20 protein-coding genes are annotated in these 25,346 nt (G+C 63.9%); 12 read left to right on the forward strand and 8 right to left on the reverse strand.

The annotated features are described in order from the left end of the window. Nucleotides 1–167: 167 nt before the first annotated feature. The 3 genes from ACVIYL_RS24360 to ACVIYL_RS24370 form a co-directional block, all read right to left on the reverse strand. Nucleotides 168–2,327, reverse strand: coding sequence for a N,N-dimethylformamidase beta subunit family domain-containing protein (locus tag ACVIYL_RS24360; protein WP_456780066.1), 2,160 nt, complete (start codon nt 2,325–2,327; stop codon nt 168–170). 175 nt (nt 2,328–2,502) lie between these two features. Then, nucleotides 2,503–3,483, reverse strand: a complete 981-nt coding sequence (locus ACVIYL_RS24365; protein ID WP_456780067.1) for a phosphotransferase enzyme family protein — start codon at nt 3,481–3,483, stop codon at nt 2,503–2,505. Beyond that, nucleotides 3,483–4,292 carry an HAD-IIA family hydrolase gene (locus tag ACVIYL_RS24370; protein WP_456780068.1) on the reverse strand — a complete coding sequence of 270 codons (810 nt, stop codon included), beginning with the start codon at nt 4,290–4,292 and terminating at the stop codon, nt 3,483–3,485. Before ACVIYL_RS24370 ends, ACVIYL_RS24365 begins: the two co-directional genes overlap by 1 nt. Before the next feature lie 341 nt (nt 4,293–4,633). Here ACVIYL_RS24370 and ACVIYL_RS24375 point away from each other — a divergent pair, with 341 nt between their 5' ends. The 4 genes from ACVIYL_RS24375 (at nt 4,634) to ACVIYL_RS24390 (ending at nt 10,019) form a co-directional block, all read left to right on the forward strand. Continuing rightward, on the forward strand, nt 4,634–6,196 hold the full coding sequence (locus tag ACVIYL_RS24375; RefSeq protein WP_057020614.1) for an ABC transporter substrate-binding protein: 1,563 nt from the start codon (nt 4,634–4,636) through the stop codon (nt 6,194–6,196). Between the two features lie 100 nt (nt 6,197–6,296). Next, nucleotides 6,297–7,277: an ABC transporter permease gene (locus ACVIYL_RS24380; RefSeq protein WP_092083050.1), complete on the forward strand. Its 981-nt coding sequence runs from the start codon at nt 6,297–6,299 to the stop codon at nt 7,275–7,277. Between the two features lie 2 nt (nt 7,278–7,279). After that, nucleotides 7,280–8,197 (forward strand): ABC transporter permease, encoded by a 918-nt coding sequence (locus tag ACVIYL_RS24385; protein WP_253607664.1) that lies wholly within the window; start codon nt 7,280–7,282, stop codon nt 8,195–8,197. A 1-nt stretch (nt 8,198) separates the two neighbouring features. Then, complete coding sequence (locus ACVIYL_RS24390) at nt 8,199–10,019, forward strand: ABC transporter ATP-binding protein (protein WP_229158481.1); 1,821 nt, start codon at nt 8,199–8,201, stop codon at nt 10,017–10,019. Nucleotides 10,020–10,023: 4 nt separating this feature from the next. Here the strand turns inward: ACVIYL_RS24390 and ACVIYL_RS24395 are convergent, their stop codons facing one another. After that, on the reverse strand, nt 10,024–11,430 hold the full coding sequence (locus tag ACVIYL_RS24395) for an amidase (protein ID WP_456780069.1): 1,407 nt from the start codon (nt 11,428–11,430) through the stop codon (nt 10,024–10,026). A 201-nt stretch (nt 11,431–11,631) separates the two neighbouring features. Between ACVIYL_RS24395 and ACVIYL_RS24400 the strand changes: the two genes are divergently transcribed. Then, nucleotides 11,632–12,588 (forward strand): phosphotransferase family protein, encoded by a 957-nt coding sequence (locus tag ACVIYL_RS24400; protein ID WP_063790183.1) that lies wholly within the window; start codon nt 11,632–11,634, stop codon nt 12,586–12,588. Next, nucleotides 12,585–13,541, forward strand: a complete 957-nt coding sequence (locus tag ACVIYL_RS24405) for a phosphotransferase (RefSeq protein ID WP_456780070.1) — start codon at nt 12,585–12,587, stop codon at nt 13,539–13,541. The genes ACVIYL_RS24400 and ACVIYL_RS24405 overlap by 4 nt, the downstream gene beginning before the upstream one ends. A 26-nt stretch (nt 13,542–13,567) precedes the next feature. Here ACVIYL_RS24405 and ACVIYL_RS24410 read toward each other — a convergent pair whose 3' ends face one another. The 3 genes from ACVIYL_RS24410 to ACVIYL_RS24420 form a co-directional block, all read right to left on the reverse strand. Next, nucleotides 13,568–14,359, reverse strand: a complete 792-nt coding sequence (locus tag ACVIYL_RS24410) for an inositol monophosphatase family protein (protein ID WP_456780071.1) — start codon at nt 14,357–14,359, stop codon at nt 13,568–13,570. A 67-nt stretch (nt 14,360–14,426) separates the two neighbouring features. Then, nucleotides 14,427–15,458 carry a helix-turn-helix domain-containing protein gene (locus tag ACVIYL_RS24415; protein ID WP_253607666.1) on the reverse strand — a complete coding sequence of 344 codons (1,032 nt, stop codon included), beginning with the start codon at nt 15,456–15,458 and terminating at the stop codon, nt 14,427–14,429. 13 nt (nt 15,459–15,471) lie between these two features. Further along, nucleotides 15,472–16,293 carry a DeoR/GlpR family DNA-binding transcription regulator gene (locus ACVIYL_RS24420; RefSeq protein WP_092083044.1) on the reverse strand — a complete coding sequence of 274 codons (822 nt, stop codon included), beginning with the start codon at nt 16,291–16,293 and terminating at the stop codon, nt 15,472–15,474. A gap of 352 nt (nt 16,294–16,645) precedes the next feature. Between ACVIYL_RS24420 and ACVIYL_RS24425 the strand changes: the two genes are divergently transcribed. Genes ACVIYL_RS24425 through ACVIYL_RS24450 form a run of 6 tightly spaced genes read left to right on the forward strand, consistent with a single transcriptional unit; the run spans nt 16,646 to nt 24,073 of the window. Beyond that, nucleotides 16,646–17,989, forward strand: a complete 1,344-nt coding sequence (locus ACVIYL_RS24425; RefSeq protein ID WP_456780072.1) for an aspartate aminotransferase family protein — start codon at nt 16,646–16,648, stop codon at nt 17,987–17,989. Between the two features lie 50 nt (nt 17,990–18,039). Beyond that, complete coding sequence (locus ACVIYL_RS24430; protein ID WP_456780073.1) at nt 18,040–19,407, forward strand: glutamine synthetase family protein; 1,368 nt, start codon at nt 18,040–18,042, stop codon at nt 19,405–19,407. A gap of 34 nt (nt 19,408–19,441) precedes the next feature. Further along, a complete protein-coding gene (locus ACVIYL_RS24435; protein ID WP_456780074.1) occupies nt 19,442–20,827 on the forward strand; it encodes an aldehyde dehydrogenase family protein in 1,386 nt (461 codons plus the stop codon). 16 nt (nt 20,828–20,843) lie between these two features. Next, complete coding sequence (locus tag ACVIYL_RS24440; protein WP_168856093.1) at nt 20,844–22,016, forward strand: iron-containing alcohol dehydrogenase; 1,173 nt, start codon at nt 20,844–20,846, stop codon at nt 22,014–22,016. Nucleotides 22,017–22,019: 3 nt separating this feature from the next. Then, nucleotides 22,020–22,850 carry a glutamine amidotransferase-related protein gene (locus tag ACVIYL_RS24445; protein WP_168856092.1) on the forward strand — a complete coding sequence of 277 codons (831 nt, stop codon included), beginning with the start codon at nt 22,020–22,022 and terminating at the stop codon, nt 22,848–22,850. Continuing rightward, nucleotides 22,847–24,073 (forward strand): allantoate amidohydrolase, encoded by a 1,227-nt coding sequence (locus ACVIYL_RS24450; protein WP_456780075.1) that lies wholly within the window; start codon nt 22,847–22,849, stop codon nt 24,071–24,073. Before ACVIYL_RS24445 ends, ACVIYL_RS24450 begins: the two co-directional genes overlap by 4 nt. 1,036 nt (nt 24,074–25,109) lie before the next feature. Here ACVIYL_RS24450 and ACVIYL_RS24455 read toward each other — a convergent pair. Next, a complete protein-coding gene (locus ACVIYL_RS24455) occupies nt 25,110–25,307 on the reverse strand; it encodes a hypothetical protein (protein WP_253607671.1) in 198 nt (65 codons plus the stop codon). Nucleotides 25,308–25,346: the final 39 nt, after the last annotated feature.

Genomic DNA, 25,346 nt, shown 5'->3' on the forward strand with positions numbered 1-25,346 from the left:
TTGCGCGCGAAAAAGAAGCACGTATCTGTGCGGTCGCCGCGCTGGGCGACAACGAGTGTCCAGTAAGATGTTGATCTTCTTGCACTCAAACCTGCAACCAGAACGTATGAGTGGCCGAACGAGGGCCGTTGACCTTTCGTTTCAGGGGCGAAGTCGCACTGACGGTCTCATGCTCCGAGCACCGGCTCCTTGCCGGTGAAGGCCCTGAGTATATTCGCCGTCAGGCGCGAAAGACCGTTGTCGCAGCCGTTCCAGGCCAGGGCGCCGGCATAGGCGATGGAGCCGACCGAAAACACCCAGCCGCCTCCATCGATCGGAAACAGGACCATGTCCGATCTCACCACGTCAGGCCGCTGTGCGCCTCCCTGATCCGGGAGCGAAAGAGTGAGATCCTCGATGACGAGCTGATACTCGTTGCCAAGCCCGGTCGAAGTCCCGAGCACATAGGCATGCTCGGGACTTCCGAGCGTAACGTCGTACCTGTCGACCTCGTCTCCCACCGCTCCACCCAGCACATAGCCGTAATCGCCGACGATTTCCTCAGTGATGCCGTCGAACAATTTCGCGGCGGGCGAATTGTAGCTCGCCTCCAGACGCCGATAGCCGCAGCCCTTCGACCATCCCTCCGATGCGAAGCCCACGCCTAGCATCTTGTTCGGGGCGCGGCCGCGCGTGCGCCAGATGCCGCCGGCTTCAGTCGTCGCAACATGGGTCCGTTCGCCATAGGGGGCATCCCAGCAGCGCGTGCCGCTGTTGTCGCGGCGCACCTCGATGACCCAGGGCTTTGCACCGAGCCGGCTCGTTACCCAGTAGAAGCCGTTGCCGCCAAGATACATGACCCGTCCGCCGTCATGCAGGTATCCGTCGAGGATATCGAGGCCGGTTCGTGTCCAGTATTCCGGGTGCGAGCCCGTGACGATCGCCGCGTACCGGTCGGCCAGGTTGCGGCCGCCACGTTCGAAATCCTCGTCGGTTGCGACATGATATTCGATGCCGAGGTGCTCCAGCCATTCGACGATGTACATGTCGACGGGAAAGTGACGGTATGAGCCCGTTAGCCAGTTCGGAAAACCAGGGCGGACGTTGAACAGCGGTCGTCTGCGGCCCGAATAGCGAACCGGCGTTCCGTCGGCATGGGTATCGTAGCAGGAGCGGCCCGGCTCGGGATGTGAGAACAGGTACTGTTCGTCCTCGGGCACCACCTTGTCATGAGGCATCACCGATGAGAAATCGAGCGAAGCCAGGTGGTCGTTCGCATAGGCCAGATAGGTGTTGGTCGGCACCAGGAACAGCACGGGTGCCGAGGTGCCCAGGACCGGTCTGACAAACAGCGGAAAATGATTGCGGCGTCCGCCGGCCTCGAGCCGAACTGCGTAGACTCCGCTTTGAAGGTCCTCCGGCAGGCGGAATTCGAGATTATACCTCCAGCCGGCATCCACCATGTCGTCGTCGTGGAATTGCAGCGCACAGTACTGCTCGGGAACTTCGACGAAGGAGTCGCTTCGCCCGTCCCAGTTGCGTCCGGTCACACCGCGCTCGACGCCGTTGACAAGGTGCCCCTGTTCGCCTCCAGCGTCCGGCTCAATCGTCTCCGACGCGAAGTCCCTGCCGAGTTTCCATGCTGCCCATGCCGGCTGCGTGGGAGTCTTCCCCGCGTGCCATGCGGCGATCATCTCGGCGGATGGCTTCGCGAGGTGCAGCGTTGGCGAGTCGATCTTGCCATTATATGGCTCCAGCGGCGACCCGGACCGGCCGATGCCGGCCGCCGCGAGCAGGAGCGTTGCCGCATTTGCCGTCGCGCCGGTTGCCGCGCGGAGCGTGCGTTGTGCCCCAACCTTGGCATCAAGACGCCTGAGGTCGATGCAGACCTCGCCGTCGCCGATGGTAGTCAGGATCGAATACCAGTGTTTGGCGATGATCGCATCCGGCAAGACTGCGAGCGTTGCGCTGCCCATTCGAAGCGCAAGACCGCCTGAGATGATGACGAGCGCGACGTCGCCAATCGACCAGATGGCCTGGGGCGCGCTCCGCTCGGGCACGGTCGGCCATGCCCAGCAATGGACGCTGATCGCCGCATCGTTGATCGGTGAGGGAAGCGGAAATTCGGCGTGTGAGCCGATCACCGTGGATTGCACGCCGCCGGAAACGGTGCGGTCGAGCACCGACGAGAAATCGACCACCTTGCCCTCGATCGCTTCGTCGCGCCCGGGACCCGAGACCAGTCGCACGAGGCTTGCGCGGACGGTGGCGTGCGGCGTGCTGATCGCGAGCCGGACGACATCGCCGGGCTCGCAGGACCACTCCTCGAAATAAGCCTGGATATCCATCTGACGCCGCCCACGCTCGCTGGTTAAGTCCGCTTCGGACGCGCAATGTCCGAGCGCGCCCATCATTCGCGGATCAAAGCCGGCGGGGAAACATCTGTTGCGGCATTCTGGAGTCCGGGAGCAACAACACTGGAGAAACGGACAGGCGCGCCGCGGCTGGTCCCGAAAGTCCGCGTCACGATCCGTGCAGGAACCGGTCGCCGAGCGCGACCGTTCCGTCGGTGTAGCCCGTACCCAGGCGTCGCGCGGTTTCGGTGTCCGAATGCGAAGCGAGCCAGGCCGTCAGCAGCATGCGCCTGAGCATCACGAACGCAGGCAGCATGGCCTCGTCGTCGTGCGAGACCGGTGCGACGGTCCGGTATCCCGCAAGCCACGACTGCTGGAGCAGGTCCATCACCGGCTCGTGCTCGATGAAGCTGACGGCCGCGGCGAAGTCATAGAAGAACCACGAGAAGCCGCAATCGTCGAAGTCGATGACGCCGAGCCGGTCGCCTTCGACGAGCAGGTTGGCGAGGCGGAGGTCGGCGTGAACGAGGCCAAACCGCTGCTCGCCCCGTCCGTAAGCCTCGACGCGCCGTTCAAGTTCGTCGGCGACCCTCTGCAGTAGCCTGCGGCCATCGTCGCGCAGGCCAAGACCGGCGCGCCAGTCACCCCATAGTGGCCGGCGGCCCAGCATGGCATCGAAATCCCAGACCTTGCGCTGGAACGTTGATGGCATTGTCCATCGGCGGCTGTGCGCGTGAAGCCGCGCGCTGGTCGCGCCGAGCTTGCCGAACCAGGTGGCCAGATCGTCCGAGGCGTCCGGCTCCTTGCCGCTGAGGAATTCGAATGCAACGACGTGTCGTGTCGCGCCACTCAGGGGAATGGGGCATAACAGGTGTCCCTCCCGATCGGCGACCGGGCGCGGCGTGAGCACCACGTTGTCTGCGATCACGGCGTCGATCCAGGCGAGCTCGGACGCAATCTCGTCAGGTGAGTGATAGCCGGGCCGCTGCACGCGCAACACGAGTTTTTGCCGAGCGGCCGGATCTTGCGCGAGAAAGGTGGTGTTCTCGGAATGGCTGAGAAAGGCGAGCGTCGATTGCGATGATAGTCCCCAGCGCGGCAGGCTCGCGGCAAGAGAGGCCTGCATGCTCTCGATGAGGCCGGGAGTCATCATCGCGGCCAACCGACCGTCTCGGGGTCCGCGAGGTCAAGAAGGCTCTCGATGATGCGATCGGGAACGACGTCCGCCACCGTATTGAAAGGGACGTCGCTGTTGAGCAGGATCGACCGCATGCCGGCGGCCTTTCCTGCTGCGATATCGGTGCCGATCTGGTCGCCGACCATGACGGTCTCATGCCGGGCGGTGCCGAGATGCGCCAGCGCCTGTTCGATCAGGAACGGTTGCGGCTTGCCTAGCACGATCGGCTTCGTATTGGGAACGGCTGCTGCAACCGCGGCCGTGATCACGCCGACGCAGGGATCGTAGCCGTCATGAACCGGCGTCAGGACATCGGGATTGGTGGCGATGATGGTTGCGCCGGCGAGTGCGGCCCTGACCGAGGTGCGCAGCTTGGCGTAGTCGAGCGTGGCATCGAATCCGAGCACGACGATCTTGGGTTCGACGTCGGTCAGGTGATAGCCACTGTCCTCGATCGCCTCGAGCAGTGGTCGTTCGCCGATCGCAAACACGGGCGTGGTGCGCGGCCAGCGCCGTTCGAGCAGGGACGTGACCGCCGAAATCGTCGTGAAGACCTGTGACGGTTCGGCCGGAATGCCGATGCGGCTCAGCTTGGCGGCAAATTGCGCGGCGGATTTCGTCGAATTGTTGGTGACGAACGCATAGGGCAGGCCCCGCTCGCTCCATCCGCGAAACGCCTTGACGGAGTCGTCGATCGGAGTGTCGCCGCGATAGGCGACGCCGTCGAGATCCGAGATGACGCCGCGAATGGGATGGTTGGCCGGAGCAATGCGCTGTTCCAATGCTGGGATTCCGTTCAGTTCCGCGAGCGTGATCATATGGTTGCCTGCATGGCGTTGCTGCTCTGTGCATCCATGATTTGTGTGCTGCACATTGGAAAGGCGTCCTTGCCTTGCCGTTGTGCGCCATGCTTCCGGGAGCGGAAAATCTCCGTGCGCGACTGCGGCGCCCCGGGAGTGTCAGCAACGGAATCGTGGAGCAGCAGGAATCGGGCGATTGCGGCCTTTGGTCTAGGCTTTGCAGGCGTGAAAGCCACGATTTGTGCAAGACGATCGAAACGGCTGAGTGCCTTGCGGCCTCGAGAGCAGTTTCAGCGTTGCCGAAATCATCGAGGGATTACCATATGATCAACCGCAGAGACTTGATGTTAGGGGGATTGGCCGGGGCCGCGGCGTTCGGCTTCGGGCGGGTCAATCCCGACTTTCTTGTGAATTCCGCCTTTGCCGCCGAAGGCAAGACACTGCGCTTTCTCGGCGCGGAAGCGCTGACCGGCAACTGGGACCCAACCACCCATACCAATCTCGGCCAGCTCATCGTCGAGGGCTTCGTGTTCGGCTACCTGACGCGGGCGCCGATGCGGCCGGAGAAGCCGGACGAGCTGATCTTCGAGCTGGCTGAATCGATGAAGCCCATCGACACCTATACGATGGAGGTGAAACTCAGAAAGGGCGTCAAATTTCATGACGGAACCCCGTTCACAGCGGCCGACGTCAAGGCGACCTATGAATATGGCTGCCAACCCGATCGTCCGGCGCAGTGGTACCCCGGTCTCGTCACCGTCGACGTCGTCGACGACTACACCTGCCACATTAACACGAAGGTGCAGGGCTATCCGGCGACGCTCTACTATTACCTGTCGTCCTTCCTGCCGATCATGTCGGCCAAGGACGTTGCCAATAAGGCGCAGCTCTCGGCGCGCATGAACGGCACGGGCCCCTACAAATATGTCGAGCAGAAAGGCGACACCACCGTTCTCGCCGCCAATCCCGACTTCTTCCTCGGCGCAGCGAAGATCCCGGGTGTCGAGTATCACTTCGTCGGTGACACCACGACGCGCACGCTGTCGCTGTTGAACGGCGAGGCCGACATCATCGAGCGGCTCGAGCAGGAGCAGGTCGAGACCATCTCGAAGGATGCCCGCTTCAGCATCCACAAGGCGGTTTCGGTCGAGAACAAATACCTGTTCTTCCGCTGCTCGAAGAAACCGTTCGACGATCCGCGCATTCGCCTCGCCGCATGCTACTCGATCGACCGCAAGCAGGTGCTCGACGTGCTCGGCGTCTCCGGCATCTATTCCAAGGCGCACATCTCGCCGGTCAAGTTCGGCTATGCCGAGGTGGCCGACTATCCTGAATTCGATCCGGACAAGGCGCAGAAGCTGCTCGCGGAGGCCGGCTTCCCCAAAGGCCAGGGCCTGCCCGAGCTCACCTATTACACGTCGGTCGGCTTCTATCCGAAGACGAAGGAATATGCCGAGTTGATTACCGGCATGCTCCAGGAGCAGGGGTTCAAGGTCAATCTGCAGACGCTCGAAGTCGCGGCGTGGGGTAATTTGCTTTACGACAAGCCCGGCGGCGGTGAGGGCAACATGATCGACTGCGGCTGGTGCACCGGCTCGCCCGAGCCGGATCTCGTCCTGCGCACCCACTTCCACTCCTCCTCCAAGCGCATCACCGGCATCGTCGACAAGGACATCGACGCGGTGCTGGACAAGGAGCGCAACGCCACGACAATCGAGGAGCGCAAGAAGATCCTGCAGACCGAGACGCTGCCGACCATCGCCAAGAAGGCCCCGGCGCTCGCGTTGTTCACCTCGGTCTTCATCCATGCCTACAGCAAGAAGCTGGATGGTCTGTACATCTATCCGAACGGCATGCAGGACATGACCAAGGCAACATTGGCATGATGATGCTCGGCAGGCCGGGTACGCCCGGCCTGCCGGTTCGCGAACGCAGGCCGGACTGGTCGGGTCTGGTCCTCATGAATTGCAAGGGTAGCTCTTCTCGATGTTGATCCTGGAATTCCTGGTCAAGCGGATCGCGCAGGGCATCCTGATCGTCTTCATCACGTCGTTGATCATCTTCACGCTGCTGCGCGTGGTGCCGGGCGATCCCGTGCGCCTGATCGTCGGCGGCATGGCGCCGGCCGACGTGGTCGAGAAGGTCGCGACCAAGATGGGGCTGCGCGACCCCATCATCGTGCAATATGGTCGGTACATGCGCGGGCTGGTACAGGGCGATCTCGGGCAATCCTATTTGCGGCCGCGCAGCGGCATGATCGCGACCGGCGGGCAGTATGTTGACCCGACCAAGTCGGATATGGCGCCGGTGATCGATCTCATCCTCGAACGCCTGCCGTTCACGCTGCAACTGGGCGGAATGGCGCTCGTGTTCGCGCTGCTGCTGTCGTTTCCGATCGGCATCGCGGGCGGGCTGCACCAGCATCGTTGGCAGAATGCGTTGGCGTTCGGAATGCAGTCGCTGTTCGTCTCGATTCCGAATTTCTGGCTCGCGATCGTTCTGATCCTGTTTCTGTCGGTGAAGCTGAAGCTGCTGCCGGCGCTCGGTTACCAGGGATTTTCCTATGTCATCCTGCCGGCCTTCGTGCTCGCGGTGGAGATCGCCCCCTTCATCATCCGCACGCTGACGACCTCGCTCGGCGAGGTCATGCAAGCGCCGTTCATCGATGAGGCACGGGTGCGCGGCCTGTCTCGCCGCCGCATCGTCTATTCGCACGCCCTGCGCAACGCGGCAGTTCCGCTAGTCAACCTGCTCGGGATCCAGCTTTCGACGCTGATCGGCGGCGTTCTCGTAATCGAATACATTTTCGACTATCCTGGCCTCGGCAATCTGACCGTGGTCTCTGTCGTCGGGCGCGACTTTCCGGTCATCCAGGGCATCGCCATCACGACCAGCGCCGTCTTTGTCTTCATCAATATCATCGTGGATTTGGTCGCCTATCTGGTCGATCCCCGCGTGGAGATCTGAGCATGACGGCCACCACGATCATCGCCGAGGAGCCCGCCTTGCCGGCGGCCCCAATCCGTTCCGTCAACCGCCGCATCATGGCCGCCGCCTGGCGCATGCCGAGCTTCAAGATCGGTTTCTTCATCTTCATGGCGCTGGTGCTGGCCTCGGCCATCTATCCCGAGGTGTCCTCGATCAGTGCGACCAAGATGGTGGTGAAGGACAAGTTCATGTCGCCGGTCTTTCTCGGTGACAAATGGACCTGGGATCATCCGCTGGGCACGGATCAGCTCGGCCGCGACATGCTGATGCGCAGCCTGATCGGCCTGCGCTATTCGCTGCTGGTCGGCGTCGTCACGGTCCTGCTCATCTTTGTCATCGGCTGCGGCCTTGGCCTGTTCGCCGGCTTCAAGGGCAAATGGTGGGACACCGTCATCATGCGGATCACCGATGCCCAATTGTCGATTCCGATGATCATCCTGGCGATCACCATTCTCGGCGTGTCGCGGCCGACGGTGCCGACCATCATAAGCGTGCTGGCGCTGTCCGGCTGGCCGCTCTACGCGCGCGTGGCGCGCAGCGCCGCGGTCACCGAGCGCGGCAAGGAATATGTCCGCGGCCTGCGCGTGCTCGGCGCCGGGGACTGGCGGATCCTGTTTCTGTTCGCCGCGCCGAACATCCTGCCGCCGATCGCATTCGTCGCCGTGCTCGACGTCGCACGCATGATGATCTTCGAAGCGATCCTCGGCTTCCTGGGGCTTGGCATCCAGCCGCCGACGCCGAGCTTCGGCAGCATCATCGCCGACTCCCGCAAATACCTGATCAATGCCTGGTGGATCGCGACCACGCCGGGCGTGTTCCTGGCTATCGCGCTTACCTCGATCAACCTGATGGGGTCGGCGCTCGAGAAGGCGCGCAACCGCATCTATGGGGGTCTCTGAGATGGATCTCTCGCTCATTCTGGAGGTCGACGACCTCACGGTCGGTGCTTCGGCGCCGGGCGCCGCACCGATCCTCGATCACATCTCCTTCCGCCTCAACACGTCGGAGATCTTCGGCATCTATGGCGAAAGCGGCGCCGGCAAGACCGTGCTCAGCCGCGCATTGGCGAACTGGCTGCCGGAAAGTCTGGCGTATCGCTCCGGACGGGTCACGTTCGCCGGCCACGACATTCTCGGCGCCGGGGCGCGCGAGGTGCGGATCGGCCGCGACATCGCCTATATCGGCTCCAAGCCGCAAAGCTCGCTCGATCCGACGATACCGGTCGGGACCCAGATCGCGGAAAAGCTGCACAGCGTCAGGCCCGAATGGAATCCGCGCGAATGCCGCGAGCGGGTCGTGCAGCTCCTCGGCGAGGTCCGGATTCCATCGCCGAAGGAGCGCTATTGGGACTACCCGGCAAAATTTTCCGGCGGCATGATGCAGCGCGCGATGATCGTGGACGCGATCTGCGCCGAGCCCGCCGTCCTGATCGCCGACAACATTACCCAGCCGCTCGATGTCACCATCGCGGCACAGATCGTGGCGCTGCTCCACGACCTGTGCCTGCGCCACAGGATGGCGACAATCTATCTGTCGTCTTCCTTGCCCACGCTTGGCCAGTTCGGCGACCGCACGGCCGTGCTCCATCAGGGCCGGTTCGTCGAGCAGCAAGCGTTTGCCGGCCTGCTCGCCTCGCCACAGACCGACTACACGCGCAAGGCCATTGCCAGTGTGCCGCGCATGTGGGCGACCACCGAGGGCCCGCTGGCCCGCCGCAAGGCGCAAGACGAAGTGCCGCTGATGAAGGTGGAGCACGTTGTTCGGACCTATCGCGCGCGCAAGCGGGGGACGTTCAATACCTACAGCAACGTGCAGGCGGTGCGCGGCGTAACGCTCGACATCATGCCGCGCGAGAATTTCGGCATCGTCGGGGAATCCGGCTGCGGCAAGTCGACCCTCACGCGCCTGCTGGCCTGGCTGGAGGTTCCCGACAACGGCAGCATCGTCCTCAACGGCACGTCGCTCGGGGCGTTGTCGCCGCGCGAGCTGATCCGCACCCGCAGCGAATTCCAGCTGCTGCTGCAGGATCCGTACAACGCGCTGCCGCCGCGCACCACCGTCGGCCGCATGATCGAAGAGAGCCTGCTGATCCGCGGCAATGTCGCCCGCGCGGACCTGCGCAGCCGGGTCATCGCAGCGATGGCCGAGGTCGGTCTTGCCGCCGAGCTCTATGACCAGCTCCCGAACACGCTCTCCACCGGCGAGCGCCAGCGCATCTCGATCGCGCGTGCCCTGATCCTCGATCCCAAGCTGCTGATCCTCGACGAAACCTTGTCCGCGCTGGATCAACGCGAGCAGTCAAGGCTGATCGACCTGTTCTCGAAGCTGCAGGAGAAGAACGACCTCACCTATGTCTTCATCTCCCATGATCTTGCAATGGTGCGCAGGGTCTGCACGCGCATTGCCGTGATGTATCTCGGTGAGATGGTCGAGATCGCCGACAACCGCGAGCTGTTCTTCGATCCCCAGCATCCCTACACCAAGGCATTGCTCTCGGCCGCCCCGACGCTGGAGGAGAAGCCGTTCAACCCGGCGGACTTCTTGCTGGAGGGCGAGCCGCCGAGCCCGATCGATATCCCGGCGGGATGCAGCTTTGCCTCGCGCTGCCCGAAGGCGTTCGGCCGCTGCCGGCTGGAGACGCCGAAGCTGGTCGAACACGCGCCGGGGCGCTTCGCCGCCTGCCACCTTCTCGACGGCGAGCCGGCGCAGGCCGCGGCCTGAGCGCTCAGGGCCGTGGCTTGAAGGGCCAGTCCATCGCGAACGAGCGCATGTCCTCCAGCGCCTTGGTCACCTGCAGCACGCCGAGATCGTCGAAGCGGTGCCCGGTCACTTGGACGCCGATCGGTAGATGGCGGGAATCGAATGCCATGCAGACGGTGGAGGCGGGCTGGCAGGTCTGGTTGAACATGGCGGTGAACAGCGTGTGCGCGAGCGGCGTCTCACGCGACACGCCGGGCTCCTCGGCCGGGAAATTCACCACCGGCAGCGTCGGGGCGATGACATAGTCCCAGCCCTCGAAGGCCGCGAGCAGCGCCGCCTTCATCTTGGCGATCCGGCCCAGCGCCCGGTAGAGGTCGGCGCCCGAATGTTTCGCCCCGCCAAGGCACCATGCGCGAACGTAGGGATTGATGTCGCGTGCGGTGTCGCCATGCGGCGGCAGCGATGCATATTCGAGATAGCCGCGCACCTGGAGGAACAGGTCGATCGGCGCATAGGCGTCGTCGGTGAGCGGAGAGGTGAACGGCTCGACGATCGCGCCGGCGCCGGCGAGCAGCTTGCCGGCCGCATCGACCGCGCTGCGAACCGTAGCTTCGGCCTTCATGCCGAAGCCCATGTCGGTGAGGACGCCGATCTTCAGTCCCTTCACGTCGCGCTTCAGATGCTCGTGATAGCGCACGCCATCGGCGGGCAGGCTCCAGGTGTCGCGCTCGTCCTGCCGCGTCAGCACGGTCAGCAGGCGCGCGATATCATCCACGCTGCGACCCATCGGGCCTGCCATGCGCATGGTGTCGGCCGGCAAATGCGGCACACGGCCATGGGTCGGCTTCAGTCCGGCCAGTCCGCAATGGGCGGCCGGAAGGCGGACCGAGCCCGCGATATCCGTGCCGACGGAAACATAGCCGGCGCCAGCGGCGACGGAGGCGCCTGCGCCGGCCGACGAGCCGCCGGTATTCCAGGCGAGCCCCCAGGGGTTGCGGGTAACGCCGTGCAGCGAGCTGATGCCCGACGCCATCAGGCCGCAATCCGGCATCGTGGTCTTGGCAAAGATCACCGCGCCGGCCTCGCGGAGCGCGATCGCCGGCGGCGAATCGTAGTTGGACGGCGGCAGGGCACGGTTGGCGCCGATGCCGTGAAAATAGGGCCAGCCGATCATGGCGACGCTGTCCTTGACCGTCATGGGGACGCCGTCGAGCGGACCCAGCGCGGCTCCCGCCTTCCATCGCGCTTCCGAGCCTTGCGCGCTTGCGATGGCTTGCTCCGGACGGAAGCAGAACAGCGCATTGATCGCGGGATTGACCGCCTCGGCATGGCCGAGCACGGTTCGCAACACCTCCACCGGCGACAATGCGCGCGATGCGTAGGCCTCCGTCAGCCCCGCAAGGCTCATCCCGATCAGTTCCGCAGCAGACATCTTGGCCTCGACAAATGGCGTTCTGGATCAGTGTCCGGATAGCGAAAGTCGCCCCTGTCGGGGTAGTGCCGCTGCCGTAAGGGCATGATTTGGTGGAGTGCGAGGCATCCCTTTTGCATCTGTCTTGATCGAATTTGTCATCAAACCGGGAGGCCCGCGACAGGCGGGCCGAACGACATCCGCGAGAGATCAGAAGTCGTCATGAGCCAATCTGGAACGCAAATCGCCACGGTCCGGAACTACATTGCCGGGCTCCCGGGATGGGGGACGGGCGATATCGTGATCGAGCCCGCCATTCCGGTCCTCGCCTCGCCAAGCTGGCGCGGGGTCGACGGCGCTCCCTGGCGCGCCACCAGGAACGGAAGCGGCGAGAGCATCTTCATCAAGAACATGGATGTGGATGCCAAGCTCTACATCGACGTTGCCTGCGCGTTCGAAGCGGCCCGGCGCGCATCCGATCTCGGTATCGGTCCCAAGGTGCTTGCGGCGGATCCGGACGCGGGACTTCTGGTCATGGAAGATCTCAACCGTGGCTGGCGGGTCGGCACGCTGGAGCGGATGCTGGAGCCGAAGATCGTCGACGCGGTCATCGCGGCGCGGCGCCTGTTCCAGGCAGGGGCGCCTCTGCCGCGGCGCATGGGAGTCTTCGACGAGATCGAGCATTTCTACGAGGCGGCAAAGGCCGCGAAGGCGCAACTGCCGTCTGATGCGGAATGGCTGGTCAAGGAGCTGCGTTTTGCGGCCGATGCCTTGAGGAAACTCGACATCAAACCGGTGCCAATCCATGGCGATGGCAATGTCTCGAACATCCTGATCAGCGACACCGGCGAGGTTCGCCTGATCGATTGGGATCGCGCCACGACGGCCGACCCGCTGGAGGACCTCGGCAGCTTCCTCGTCGAAGCCTTCGCGCAGGAGCCGGAGGCGCGCGACGCCTTCAGCCGCAACGCCGGCGGATTCGACGAGCGCGCATTCAGCCGCGCCCGCATCTACGGCATGGCGGATGATCTGCGCTGGGGCCTGATCGGCGCCGTGCTCGCCGCGCGGTCGGCGCGCAACACCTTTGAGTTTTACAAGTTCGCCAGCTGGCGCTTCGTACGTTGCCGCATGACGGTCCGGGAGCCGCGCTTTGGCGAGATGCTTCGGAGGATCGCATGACTGTCCGCAGGAAGCTCGGCGAGGGAGCGACAGTCCACGAGCGCAATATCGAGGCAGCGATCGCCCGCGTGCCGCAATGGCACGGCAAGGGGGCGGCCTATACCCCGCTGGTCGGCGGCCTCATGAATCAGAACTGGCTGGTCGAGATATCCGGCGATGGACGGCGCTACTTCATCAAGGTGCCCGGCGAGGGCTCGGAGATGTTCATCGATCGCGTGACCGCCAACGAGGCTGCGCGCAATGCCCACGCCATGGGCGTTGCGCCCGAGGTGATCTTTTTCGACGCCACGGACGGGCTCGAGATCAGCGAGTTCCTCGAAGGCTATCGCGCCTGCACCAATGCCGATTTCAGCGATGCCGCCATCCAGGCCGACGTTCTCGACCTTTACCGCCGCCTGCATGCCGGCCCGAAGCTCGGCCAGACCAAGACCATCTTCGACATGATCGAGGAACATATCGAGCAGGGCAGGGAGCTCGGCGCGCATTTCCCGCAGGACATGCCCTGGCTGATGCATCGCTACAATCAGGCCAAGTCGGCGTTCCTGGCGTCGGGTCTCGATCTCGTGCCGTGCTTCAACGATCCGATGCCGGGCAATTTCCTGATCTCGGCGGAATCAGGCGCCCCAAGGCCGATGAAGCTGATCGACTATGAGTTCGCTTCCAACAACGAGCGTAGCTATGAGCTCGGCGTCCTGTTCGCCGAGATGTTCTTCGACGAGCATCTGACGGAGGCCCTGATCGAGCAATATCTGGGCGAGGTGCGGCCGCAGATGGTCGCGCGCGTGATACTCAACCGGGCGCTCGCCGACCTGAAATGGGCGTCATGGGCGGTCGTGAACAGGAAGCTCAAGGACTGGGATTTCGACTATCAGAAGTACGGCGTCTGGAAATACATGCGTGCCCGCGACGTGATGTACGATCCCCGCTGGGATGGCTGGTTGCGGCTCGTCTGAGCCGCGCGACAGGAGGGCTTCCGCAGTTATTGATTGAGGATCGCGAGCGCCTGCTCGAGCAGGCTGTCGTTCGCGGCCGCGATGATCCGGCCATCGGATTCCGGCGACAGCGGCCGCCCCTGCCAGTCGCGGACGATGCCGCCAGCGCCCTCGACCACCGGAATCAGCGGCATGAAGTCGAACGACTTGAGGGAGGTTTCGACCACGAGATCGCAGTGGCCGGATGCGAGCAGGCCATATTGGTAGCAGTCGCCGCCAAATCGCCGGAACATGGCCTTCTGGCTGAGCGCATCGTAGCGGGCCCAGTCGCTCGGCGTGAAGAAGTCCGGCGATGACGTGTAGATCTGCGCGTCTTCCAGTCGCGTGGTGCGGCTCACCCTTGCCAGCTTGCCGTTGAAGGTGGTGCCTTGCCGGGTGCCGTACCACCGCTCGGCCAGCGCGGGCATATCGATCATGCCGGCGGTGATCGATCCATCTCTCTCGTCGGCGAGCGCGACGAGCGTGCCGAACAGCGGCATGCCGGAGATAAAGCTCTTCGTTCCGTCGATCGGATCGAGATACCACGTGTAGCGGTCCCCGGCCGTCGATCCCATCTCCTCGCCGAGGATGCCGTGATCGGGGAAGCGCGAACCGATCAGCTGCCGTAGCTCCATTTCGATCGCACGATCGGCGATCGTGACCGGCGTCAGGTCCAGCTTGCGCTCGAAATCGACGCGGGAACGGAAGTGCGTCACGGCGATCCGTCCGGCCACGTCGGCAAGCTCGTTGAAGAACGAAGCGAGCTCGCTTGCGGATAATCTGTCTTGAATGTCGTCCAATGGTCGCTCCGGGCGGGAGGCGCGCCGACGTCGCGGGACGCACGACGCCTTGCCTTGGGATGGGGCGTTACGCGGTCTCGTGGACCGACTGCTTGTCGATCTCCCAATAGGGGGAGTCGAATCCGTTGCGCCGCGCCACTCGGGCGGCAGGGCTCCTCGGCTGCGGCGAGCGCACGCCAGCGGCCGGCTGCGGCGCCGACACGGGCGCCTGGCGAACGTCGCGCGGCGCCACCTTGAAGTGCCGGCTGAAGCAGCGGGAGAAATGCGACACGTTCTTGAAGCCGACTTCGTAGGCGACCTCCGAGACGGTCCGCCGGCCCTTCGGATCGGCGACTAGGATTTCATACGCCCGCTGCAGCCGCTTGGTCTGGACGAACTGGCTGACCGTGGTCTCGTTGTCGTTGAACAGGCTGTACAAATAACTGAGCGAGATGCGGCTCGACGCCGCGATCTTCTTCGGCGACAACGACTGGTCACCGAGATGGCCCTCGATGAAGTCGACGATCCGGCGGCGCAGGTGATAGCGCGCGTTGCGCACATCGGTTGCGGCGCCGCGATCCTCCGATCCGATGGTCAGCGCGACGAAGCTGATCATTTCGGTCGCGAGCGCCTGGGGGTTCGGCGGCGGCGAGGCGACGAACAGTTCGGCCACGCTGCGGATCATGCCCGCCAGCAGGTGCGTCATCTGTTCGTTTGGCTTGAAGCGGCGACTGATGTGATCTTCAACCGAGACGAGCCGGCCGCGCAGCTCGGCGGCCGGAATCCGCAACATCAGGAAGCGCGCGGTCTTGTCAGACGACAATTCGTAGAAGGCGAGCTCGCTGAGCAGGACATATTCGCCGGGACGTGCGATCCCGTTGCGGCTGTCCTGGCTGAATGCGACGCATCCTGTCTGCGGAAACACCAGCACATAGGCGGCATCGTGGATGCAGGCAACGCGTTCCCAGTTGCGGGCAAAGGCGTGGTCCGGCCCGACGAGTTCGAGATCGAGGCGTCCGATCCGGGTCCGCCAATCCTGCGTGGGACCGGGGCCCTTGTCGTTGCCAGCATGAAGGCCGGTGTGTTCCTCGCGGGAAGCAACAGATGTCAGGCGTGCCATGGCTGGGCCTTTCTCAGGGTTGCGCAACGATGATCTCCGTTCCGGCTTCACGGAGAGCGGTTGCCAGAGCTCCCTCTGGCTGCCGATCGGTAACCAGGCGATCGATATCGGTCCAATGTGCGAAGACGGTGAGCGCACGCTGGTCGAATTTGCCGTGATCGGCCACCAGGATGGCTTCTGCGGCGCGCTTGGCCATCGCGCCATAGATGGCACCGGCCTCATCGTCGGCATCATTCGCGCCGCGCGCGCTGATGCCGGTCGCGCTCACGATGGCGCGGTTGGCTTCATAACTGTTGATGTTCGCGATCGTCTGCGTGCCGAACACATAACCTTCGGTGGGGTGATAGCGGCCGGGACAGCAGAGCACGCGGATCGACGGATTGACGGCTAGCGCGGCCGCAATGGCGTAATCATGGGTGATCACGGTGATGTCGTGCGCGCGTGAGGCCAGCCGTCGCGCGATGTGAAACGTGGTCGCGCCGGCGCCGAGCATCAACACCTCGTTCGGCAGGATCAGGTCGGCGATCACCGCGGCCATCGCCTCGCGCTCGGCGATCATGATCGCCTTGCGATCGGTCAGCGCCGGCTCGAGCGCGAAGGGACGGGACGCTCCGCCATAGGTGCGGTTGATGAGCTTCTGCTCCTGAAGCTCCATCAGATCGCGCCGGATGGTCTCGCCGGAGACGCCGAGCACGGCGGCGAGCTCGGAAGCCCGCAGCGTCGGCGCGGCGGTGAGTTGCGAGATGATGTGCTTGTGGCGCGCGAGCTTCGAGAGGCGGTCGCCGTCGGCCTTTCGTGGCCGCTTGTCGGCCGCAGCAGGGGCGTCACTCGTCATTCCGCTGTCTCTCCGGCTGCAAACCTCTCCAGCGTCCGTGCCATGATCGTTCCCCAAGTGATGTTGTGAGTCCACATCAATTGTGTGGCATATTCCTCATTTTTTGGGCGCCGTGCTGCCTATGGAATTCGCAAAGGAATCATGGCGATCACATAAGACACTGAAACATATGAAGTATAGCTTTGGAATGCGGAGCGCATGTCTGACGTTCTGGTGTCTCTTGCCTGCAATCTGCTTTTCAGTTGTGGGGATTCGCACATAGATCCAAGGTCGCGGTGGAACGGCCGGGGAATGATCGCCGCAGGGGACGGCTTTGGTCCGCGCAGGCCGCGGGCCAAAGGGAAGGCAGGCGATGCAGCAGGAGAAAGCGATTCTGGCGTTGAACGCCTTCGATCAGAGCCGGGTGTCGTCAATCGACCCAGCGCTCGGCGAGGCGGTGCAACGACGCCTGCGTTCGTTCGGAAAAGCCTCGGTGCTGTTCTATCAGGAGCCGATCAGGATGGCGCGCGCCGAAGGCGTCTATATGTTCGACGTCGATGGCCGGCGCTATCTCGATCTCTACAACAACGTCCCGTCGGTCGGGCATTCGCATCCGCGCGTTGTCGAGGCGATAAGCCGTCAGGCCGGCCTGCTCAGCACGCACACACGCTATCTCAACGACGTCGTCGATGGCTATGCGGAGCGTCTCCTGGCGACGTTTCCGCGCGGGATCGATCATCTGGTCCTGACTTGCACCGGCAGCGAGGCGAATGACCTTGCGCTACGGGTCGCGAAAGTGACAACCGGGCGGCTGGGCTTCATTGTCACGGAGACCGCCTATCACGGCAATAGCGCCGCAGTGACCGATGTCTCGCCGTCCTCGCGTCCCGGTCAGCCGCTGCCGCCCCACGTGCGGGCAGTTCCCGCACCCGAGATGTATCGCAATCCGGTCGGCGATCCCGGCCAGCGCTTTGCCGACAGCGTTGCCGCAGCGATCACCGATCTCGAGCGAAGCGGCTTCGGCTTTGCTGCGCTGCTGGTGGACACCATCTTTTCGAGCGATGGCATCTATGCCGACCCTGCCGGCTTCCTGGCCCCCACCGTGAAGCTCGTGCACGAACGTCAGGGACTGTTCATCGCCGACGAGGTGCAGCCAGGCTTCGGACGAACCGGGGCGGCGATGTGGGGCTTCGCGCGCCATGGCGTCGTCCCCGACATCGTCACGATGGGCAAGCCCATGGGCAACGGCTTTCCGATGGGAGGCGTCGCCATGCGCGCCGCGCTGCTCGATCGCTTTGCCGCGGAAGTGAAGTACTTCAACACCTTCGGCGGCAACCCGGTGGCCGCGGCCGCAGGCCTTGCCGTGCTCGACGTCATCGAGGACGAGGGCTTGATGCAGAGTGCGCGCGAGGTCAGCCGTCACCTGATGGATGGATTGCGCGAGATCGGCAATCGCCACATGACCATCGGAGACGTTCGTGGTGCCGGCCTGTTCATCGGGCTCGAGCTGGTGCGCGACCGCGACAGCAAGGAGCCCGCACCGGAGCTCGCTAGCCTGCTGATCAATCGCCTGCGCCGGCGCGGCATCCTGATCGGTGCTGCCGGTCCGTTCGGCAGCACGCTCAAGATTCGTCCGCCGCTGTGCTTCGGCAAGGACCACGCCGACATGTTCATCACCGCGTGCGACGAGGAGTTGCGCGAGGTGGCCGCGTCGTGACGCGATCGCCGATAGCCCGCGATGCCACAGAAGCCGAAGATTTGAAGATCATGGATGCAAGAAGCGTACGAACTATCGCCGAGGCGAAGGCCCTTGTCGAGGAGCGGGGCCTCTCCCACGTCAAGCTCGGCATCGTCGATCTCGACGGCGTCATTCGCGGAAAATATCTCGCGCGCGACAAGTTCGTCGGCGCGCTGGAGGCCGGCTTCAGCTTCTGTGACATCGTGTTCGGCTGGGACTCCAACGACCAGATGTACGACAATTGTGCATTCACCGGCTGGCATACGGCCTTTCCCGACGCGACCGCGCGCATCGATCCTTCGACCTGCCGCAATGTGCCGACGGAAGAGAACATGCTGTTCTTCCTCGGTGAATTCGAGGGCGCCGCGGCGGGGGTGTGTCCGCGCCGGCTGCTGCGGCGCGTCATTGACCGCGCCGAGGGCATGGGATTCTCGCCGTCCGTGGCCGCGGAGTTCGAGTTCTTCGTGTTCGACGAGACGCCGCACAGCGTGCGCGAGAAGGGCTTTCGCGGCTTGAGGAATCTCACGCCGGGCTGGTTCGGCTATTCCATGCTGCGCGCCTCCGTCGAGTCCGAATTTCATCGCTCGCTGCTCAAGCTCTGCAACGAGATGGACATGCCGGTCGAAGGCCTGCACACCGAGACCGGACCCGGCGTGCTGGAGGCCGCGATCCAATACACCGATGCGCTCGCGGCCGCCGACCGCGCCGTGCTGTTCAAGACCTTCTCCAAGGTCTGGGCCGAGCGTCAGGGCAAGATGCTCACCTTCATGGCCAAATGGTCGAACGCCTATCCCGGACAATCCGGGCATCTGCATCTGTCGCTGCGCGACCGAGACGGCAAGCCGGTGTTTCACCAGAGCGGCAGGCCCGGCGACATGTCCGACACCATGCGCTGGTTCGTCGGCGGCCAGCAGGCGCTGCTTCCGGAGCTGCTCGCGATGGTGGCCTCGACCGTGAACAGCTACTCGCGCCTGATCCCCGGCTTCTGGGCACCGACCGACGCGACCTGGGGAATCGAGAACCGGACCTGCGCGTTGCGCGTCATTCCCGGCAAGCCGGCCAGCCAGCGCGTCGAGTACCGCGTCGCTGCCGCCGACATCAATCCGTATCTGGCGATCGCGGCCGCGCTCGGATCGGGCCTCTGGGGAATCGAGCACAGGATCGAACCGGACGAGCCGATCATCGGCAACGCCTATGAGCGCAAGCATCCGCCCGAGCGCGCGTTTCCGCGCACGTTGTCGGAGGCGGCCGACCGGCTGGTCGCCTCGCAGGCGGCGCGCAATCTGTTTGGTGACGTCTTCGTCGATCACTACGCGATGACGCGGCAGTGGGAGGAGCGCGAGTTCCGCAAGGCCATCACCGACTGGGAGCTCGCTCGCTACTTCGAGATCATTTGAGACGGATCCTCCCTTCCAAAACGAGTGACATCACGTGAACGATATCGTCTGCATTTCGCCGGTCGACGGCAGCGAGGTTGCCCGGCGGCCCGTCGCAACGGGTGCCGAGGTCGCCGCGGCTCTCGCGCAAGCACGGAAAGCGCAGCAGGAATGGTCGAGCATATCGCTCGCCGAGCGCAAGGCCATGATGCTCGCCTTCCTGCACGAGATGCGGGCGCAGAACGACGAGATCGTTCCGGAGCTCGCGATGCAGATGGGCCGGCCGGTGCGCTATGGCGGCGAACTGCGCAGCCTGGAGGAGCGGGTCCGCGTGCTGGTCGAGCTCAGCGATGAAGCGCTGGCGCCGATCGTGCCGACCGGGCAGCCCGGCTTCCGCCGCATGATCAAGCGCGTTCCTGCCGGCATCGTGCTGGTGATCGCGCCCTGGAACTATCCCTATCTCACCGCGGCCAACACCATCGTGCCGGCGCTGCTGGCCGGCAACGCCGTGATCCTGAAGCATGCCGCGCAGACCCTGCTGGTCGGTGAGCGCTTCCAGGCGGCACTGGACCGGGTCGGCCTGCCCAAGGGGGTGTTCAGGACGCTCACGCTCGACCATGTCATGACCAGTGAGCTGATCTCATCGCGCTCGGTCGACCATGTGAACTTCACCGGTTCGGTCGCCGGCGGCCGGGCCGTCGAGCGAGCGGCGGCCGGGACATTCATCAGCCTCGGGCTAGAGCTCGGCGGCAAGGATCCGGCCTATGTGCGGCCAGATGCCGATTTCGATTTCGCGGTCGAGCAGCTCGTGGACGGCGCCTTCTACAACTCCGGCCAATGCTGCTGCGGCATCGAGCGGATTTACGTGCATGAGCGGATCTATGACTCCTTTGTAGACGCCTTTGCCGGCCTGACCGCGCGCTACCGGCTCGGCAACCCGCTGTCGCAGGACACGACGCTCGGCCCGATGGCGGCGACACGCTTTGCCGATACCGTCCGCGCCCACATCGGCGAGGCCGTCGCAAAAGGCGCGCAGCCTCTGATCGATCCGGCCCGGTTCCCGGCGGACAAGATCGGTACGGCCTATCTGATGCCTCAGGTCCTGGTCGGCGTCGATCACTCCATGCAGGTGATGATGGAGGAGAGCTTCGGGCCTGCGGTCGGTCTCATGAAGGTCTCCTCCGATCAGGAGGCGGTTGGCCTAATGAACGACAGCCCCTATGGCCTGACTGCATCGGTCTGGACCGAGGACGCCGCCGCAGCCGAACGTATCGGTGACGGCATCGCAACGGGCACCGTATTCATGAACCGCTGCGATTATGTCGATCCCGCCCTGGCGTGGACCGGCCTCAAGGACACCGGACGTGGTGTCGGCATGTCGCGCCTCGGCTTCGAGGCGCTGACCCGCCCAAGATCATTCCACCTTCGCATCGAGCATTGAGCATTGAGAGCAGCACATGGACGTTCAGATCACCGGCGCCTGGAATTTTCCGACGCGCGTCGTCACCGGCGCGGGCCGCATTGCCGAGCTTCCCGAGGCGTGCCAGACCAACGGCCTCACCAGGCCATTGCTGGTCACCGATCACGGGCTTGCCAAGACCGATCTCATCGCCAGCATCGTCGACCGTGTGCGCGAGGCGGGCATTCCGCTCGCCGTGTTTTCCGACGTGAAGACCAATCCGACCGAAACCAACCTGACGGCCGGCGTCGAAGCCTTCAAGGCCGGCGGTCATGACGGCGTGATTGCGGTGGGCGGAGGTTCGGCGCTGGACGTCGGCAAATGCGTGGCGTTCATGGTGGCGCAGTCGCGCCCGGTCTGGGATTTCGAGGACGTCGGCGATTGGTGGACGCGCGCCAACACCAAGGGCATCGCGCCGATCATTGCGGTGCCGACGACGGCAGGCACGGGGTCCGAGGTCGGCCGCGCCGGTGTGATCACTCGTGAGGATACCCATGAGAAGAAGATCATCTTCCATCCCATGATGATGCCCAGGATCGCAATCGAGGATCCCGAGCTCGCGGTCGGTCTCTCGCCGTTTCTCACCATGGCAACCGGCATGGATGCGCTGTCGCACTGCTTCGAGGCCTACTGCGTCAAGGCATTTCACCCGCTTGCCGACGGCATCGCACTGGAGGGGATGAAGATCGTCGATAACTATCTGCCGCGCGCGGTCGAGAACGGTCGCGACCTCGAAGCGCGCGCCTACATGTTCGCCGCGGCCTCGATGGGAGCCACCGCGTTCCAGAAGGGGTTGGGCGCGATCCACTCGATATCCCATCCGGTCGGCGCCCGATACGATACCCATCACGGGCTGACCAATGGTGTGGTCTTCCCTTATGTCCTGGTCTGCAACAAGGCTGCGATCGCCGACAAGATTCCGCACATTGCCCGCGCGCTCAACCTGCCGAGCCAAGACTTCGATGCCGTGCTGTCCTGGCTGCTGGCCTTCCGCAAGAAGCTCGGCGTGCCGCATACGCTCGCCGAGCTCGGGGTGAAGGAGACCGACGCCGGAACGATCGCGGCCGATGCCGTCAAGGATCCGACTGCGGGTGCCAATCCGCGGCCGTTGACCGAGCCGGAGTTCAAGCAGCTGACGCTGGCCGCCATTCGAGGCGATCTTGGAAGCTGAGCCGTGCTGAGGCTGCTCGTTCTCGAGGGCAACACGCTGGCCGGCCGGCGACGGATCGCCGAGACGGCGGGCGCAATGCCTGCGGAGAGCTATGCGGCGGTCCTGCGGTCGCTTGCACCTCGCGTCGTCGTCGACATCGCGACACCGGCGGATGCGAGCTTCGCGCTGCCGCAACCGCTCGAAGCTTACCACGGCATCGCGATCACGGGGTCGGCCCTCAATATCTACCAGCGAGAGGTCGAAGCGCTGCGGCAGATCGACCTCGTGCGCGAGATCTTCGTTCGCGGAGTGCCAATGTTCGGCTCGTGCTGGGGCTTGCAGCTCGCCACGGTCGCAGCGGGCGGCGAGGTCGGTCTCAACCCGGCGGGGCGCGAGGTCGGGTTCGCGCGAAGGATCATGCTGACGGCTGAAGGCCGCGCTCATCCCATGCATGCTGGCCGTGCGGCGGTGTTCGACGCGCCGGCCATCCACAGCGATATTGTCACCCGCCTTCCGCAGTCCGCAACCGTCACCGCCTGGAATACCATGTGCGAGGTTCAGGCGGCGGAGATCCGTTTCGGTCGCGGGCTATTCTGGGGCGTGCAGTATCATCCCGAATATCGCCTGCACGACGTCGTCGCCGTCATCCGGCGCTACGGACAGCTCCTGGTTGACGAGGGTTTCTTTGCCGATCTGGACGCGCTCGCGCGTTATGCCGGCGACCTCTCGGCGCTCGAGGCGGACGAACGGCGTGGCGATCTCGCCTGGAAACTGGCACTTCACCGCGACATTCTGAGCCATGATTGCCGGCAGACCGAGCTGAGGAACTGGATCGCATCGCTGGAGCAGACATGACCGCATTGCATGACCTCATCGCGCGCTTTGCCAGGATCGGTGCGACCGACGACGGTGGCGTGTGTCGGCTGGCTGGAACGGCGCGCGACAAGGAGGCGAGGGACCTCTTCTTGCACGAGATCGCCGATCGCGGCCTTGTTCCGAGGATCGATGCGATCGGCAATCTGTTTGGCGTGGCGATGCTGGCACCGGCGTCTACGGACGTCGTCATGACCGGCTCGCACCTCGATTCCCAGCCGACGGGAGGGCGATATGATGGGGTCTTCGGCGTGCTCGCCGGGATCCTCGCGGTCGAGGCCGTCAGGGAGCGTTGCCGTGCCAATCCCGGCGCCGCGCGACGCAACCTCGCCGTCGTGAACTGGACCAATGAGGAGGGTGCCCGCTTCCAGCCCAGCCTGACCGGCAGCTCGGTTTTCGCCGGCGCCCTGAGCCTGAAGGATGCATATGCGTGCAGCGACGCAGAGGGCGTCACCCTGGGCGAGGCGCTGGCCGCGATCGGCTATTGCGGGACGACGCCGCTCGAACACAATCCGGTGCGCTATGTCGAGTTGCATGTGGAGCAGGGCGATCGCCTGGAGCAGGCGGCTGGCGACATTGCCGCAGTGTCCGGCGCGTGGATGACGCGCAAGATATCGGTGATGTTCGAAGGCGACTACTCGCACACCGGACCGATGCCGATGGCGTTCCGCCGCGACGCCCTGCGCGCAGCGGCCCGGGCGATCGAGGCGCTGTACCAGGAGGTCGCGAGGGAGACTGCGGGCGCCCATGCCTCCGCGGGGCGCATCAGCGTTTATCCCAACTCGCCGAATGTCGTGGCGGGCCGTGTTCGGGTCTGGTTCGAGATCCGGCATGAGGCCGAAGCCGTGGTCTCGGCGATCAGCGATCGCTTTCTGAAGCGAATCGCGCGTGAGTCGGGCGAGATCGGCGTTGGTATCTCGATCGCTGCCGACGAGAGGCGAGCGGGGACCGTGCTTGATCCCGGCGGCGTGACACTGGTTCTTTCTGCCGCCGCGGATCTCGGTTTCAAGGCCATGACGTTCAAGACCATCACTGGCCACGACGCGCTGGCGATCCAGAAATCTGTTCCGTCCTCGCTGATCTTCGTCCCGAGCCAGGGCGGGCTCAGCCACAATCCGCGCGAGTTCACGGCGCCCGCGGCCCTCGACAAGGGCTACGCGGTGCTGACCGAGGTGCTGTGGAGAATGGTTACCGCGAAGGCGTGAGGCATTTCGGGTGGATGATCCTAAATGGGCGATGAAGGGACACCACCCGACAAGTAATTGATTTGCTGGTGGGTCCGGCGGGACTCGAATCTGCAACCAGACCGTATGAGCGACGATCGCGTTCGAAGCTCGTCTGCCGCATATCAAAGTAGACCGTTAGCTGATTTCCGCTTCTGGCCGATTGTGTTGCAAAAGTCGATTTTCGCCGATGACCAAAATTCTGCGGGCCGTGGGCGCGGCTTTCGCGTACAAGATGTGAGGGACCTTACGGCCTCACGCAAAATTCACAGGCGACTTCGGTAACGCGATTGAGGTCATCGATCGCTCGCTGCTCAGTGTTTTCGCGAAAAATCTTGAGGCCTGCAACTTTCGACTTCTGCAACGAAATCGGCCCAAAGCCGAACTTTGCAGAAGGTTGCAATGTCCGCCTTCGGGAGGAAAGCCGACCAAGGCGAAGCGGACCGCCGAGGTCGGCTTGGACCCATATGACGGACCTCGTGCGCATTGAGCCCAGTTACGGAACCAGTATCGCAATCGATAAACTTCGATTTGCTCTGCAAGCCTTTCTTTTGAACGAGCCGATAAACGCTTCGGGCACGAAGGATTATTTCGGGATGATGTTGAGCAGGAATTCGGCGATGGTCTGCTCTTTGGCTTCGCCGGCGTAGACTGCAACGGCCGGCCGCGGCGATGCCGCAGAAGAAGCCATAGCCGCGGCGGGCGGATAACGGTAGTCATCCCTTAATGATGAGGCGCCCTAGGAACGCATTGCAGGCCCGCTCGGCTTCAGCGAACGAACTGAAGGGAGACCCGGATACGTGAGCCGCTGGCATATTCAGAAAGTCAGGGCGATATGATGCAACAAAGCCCGGCTCTCCATGCAATCCAGGTCCACTCCGGCTCTCGTTGCTGATGACGAATGAATAGTCGTCGCTGCTTGCGATCCATATCTCCAGTTCAGTATCGACTCGGCGGAAGTGCAGGGCCATTTCACCCTCACAAACTTTGGTCCTCCGTGATCATCCACATGGGACGCTTAGTCTACTTTTGTGCGGTTGGCCGCTTCTGCCTCCCGCGCCAGCCGTTCGGCCTTTAGGCGCTCTCGATTATCGTGGACCGCTTTTTGCGCTTTGGCGTAATCCGTCATAGCATCCTTCGGCCTGACAGTTTTGAATGCCTTGTTTGCTTCGCGTTCCGCAGCCGTCGGCGCCCGTCGGTCTCGCTCTTTAATCATTGTTGACCTCCCATTTGGGCTGACTAATTCAACGCGCGA

Source organism: Bradyrhizobium sp. USDA 3315, from assembly GCF_054056795.1.

Coding starts and splice junctions, on each gene's coding strand:
- ACVIYL_RS24450 (WP_456780075.1), top strand. CDS start 22,847: ATGACCGCATTGCATGACCTCATCGCGCGCTTTGCCAGGATCGGTGCG.
- ACVIYL_RS24375 (WP_057020614.1), top strand. CDS start 4,634: ATGATCAACCGCAGAGACTTGATGTTAGGGGGATTGGCCGGGGCCGCG.
- ACVIYL_RS24380 (WP_092083050.1), top strand. CDS start 6,297: ATGTTGATCCTGGAATTCCTGGTCAAGCGGATCGCGCAGGGCATCCTG.
- ACVIYL_RS24430 (WP_456780073.1), top strand. CDS start 18,040: ATGGATGCAAGAAGCGTACGAACTATCGCCGAGGCGAAGGCCCTTGTC.
- ACVIYL_RS24395 (WP_456780069.1), bottom strand. CDS start 11,430: ATGTCTGCTGCGGAACTGATCGGGATGAGCCTTGCGGGGCTGACGGAG.
- ACVIYL_RS24455 (WP_253607671.1), bottom strand. CDS start 25,307: ATGATTAAAGAGCGAGACCGACGGGCGCCGACGGCTGCGGAACGCGAA.
- ACVIYL_RS24440 (WP_168856093.1), top strand. CDS start 20,844: ATGGACGTTCAGATCACCGGCGCCTGGAATTTTCCGACGCGCGTCGTC.
- ACVIYL_RS24425 (WP_456780072.1), top strand. CDS start 16,646: ATGCAGCAGGAGAAAGCGATTCTGGCGTTGAACGCCTTCGATCAGAGC.
- ACVIYL_RS24405 (WP_456780070.1), top strand. CDS start 12,585: ATGACTGTCCGCAGGAAGCTCGGCGAGGGAGCGACAGTCCACGAGCGC.
- ACVIYL_RS24365 (WP_456780067.1), bottom strand. CDS start 3,483: ATGACTCCCGGCCTCATCGAGAGCATGCAGGCCTCTCTTGCCGCGAGC.
- ACVIYL_RS24420 (WP_092083044.1), bottom strand. CDS start 16,293: ATGACGAGTGACGCCCCTGCTGCGGCCGACAAGCGGCCACGAAAGGCC.
- ACVIYL_RS24390 (WP_229158481.1), top strand. CDS start 8,199: ATGGATCTCTCGCTCATTCTGGAGGTCGACGACCTCACGGTCGGTGCT.
- ACVIYL_RS24385 (WP_253607664.1), top strand. CDS start 7,280: ATGACGGCCACCACGATCATCGCCGAGGAGCCCGCCTTGCCGGCGGCC.
- ACVIYL_RS24360 (WP_456780066.1), bottom strand. CDS start 2,327: ATGGATATCCAGGCTTATTTCGAGGAGTGGTCCTGCGAGCCCGGCGAT.
- ACVIYL_RS24415 (WP_253607666.1), bottom strand. CDS start 15,458: ATGGCACGCCTGACATCTGTTGCTTCCCGCGAGGAACACACCGGCCTT.
- ACVIYL_RS24400 (WP_063790183.1), top strand. CDS start 11,632: ATGAGCCAATCTGGAACGCAAATCGCCACGGTCCGGAACTACATTGCC.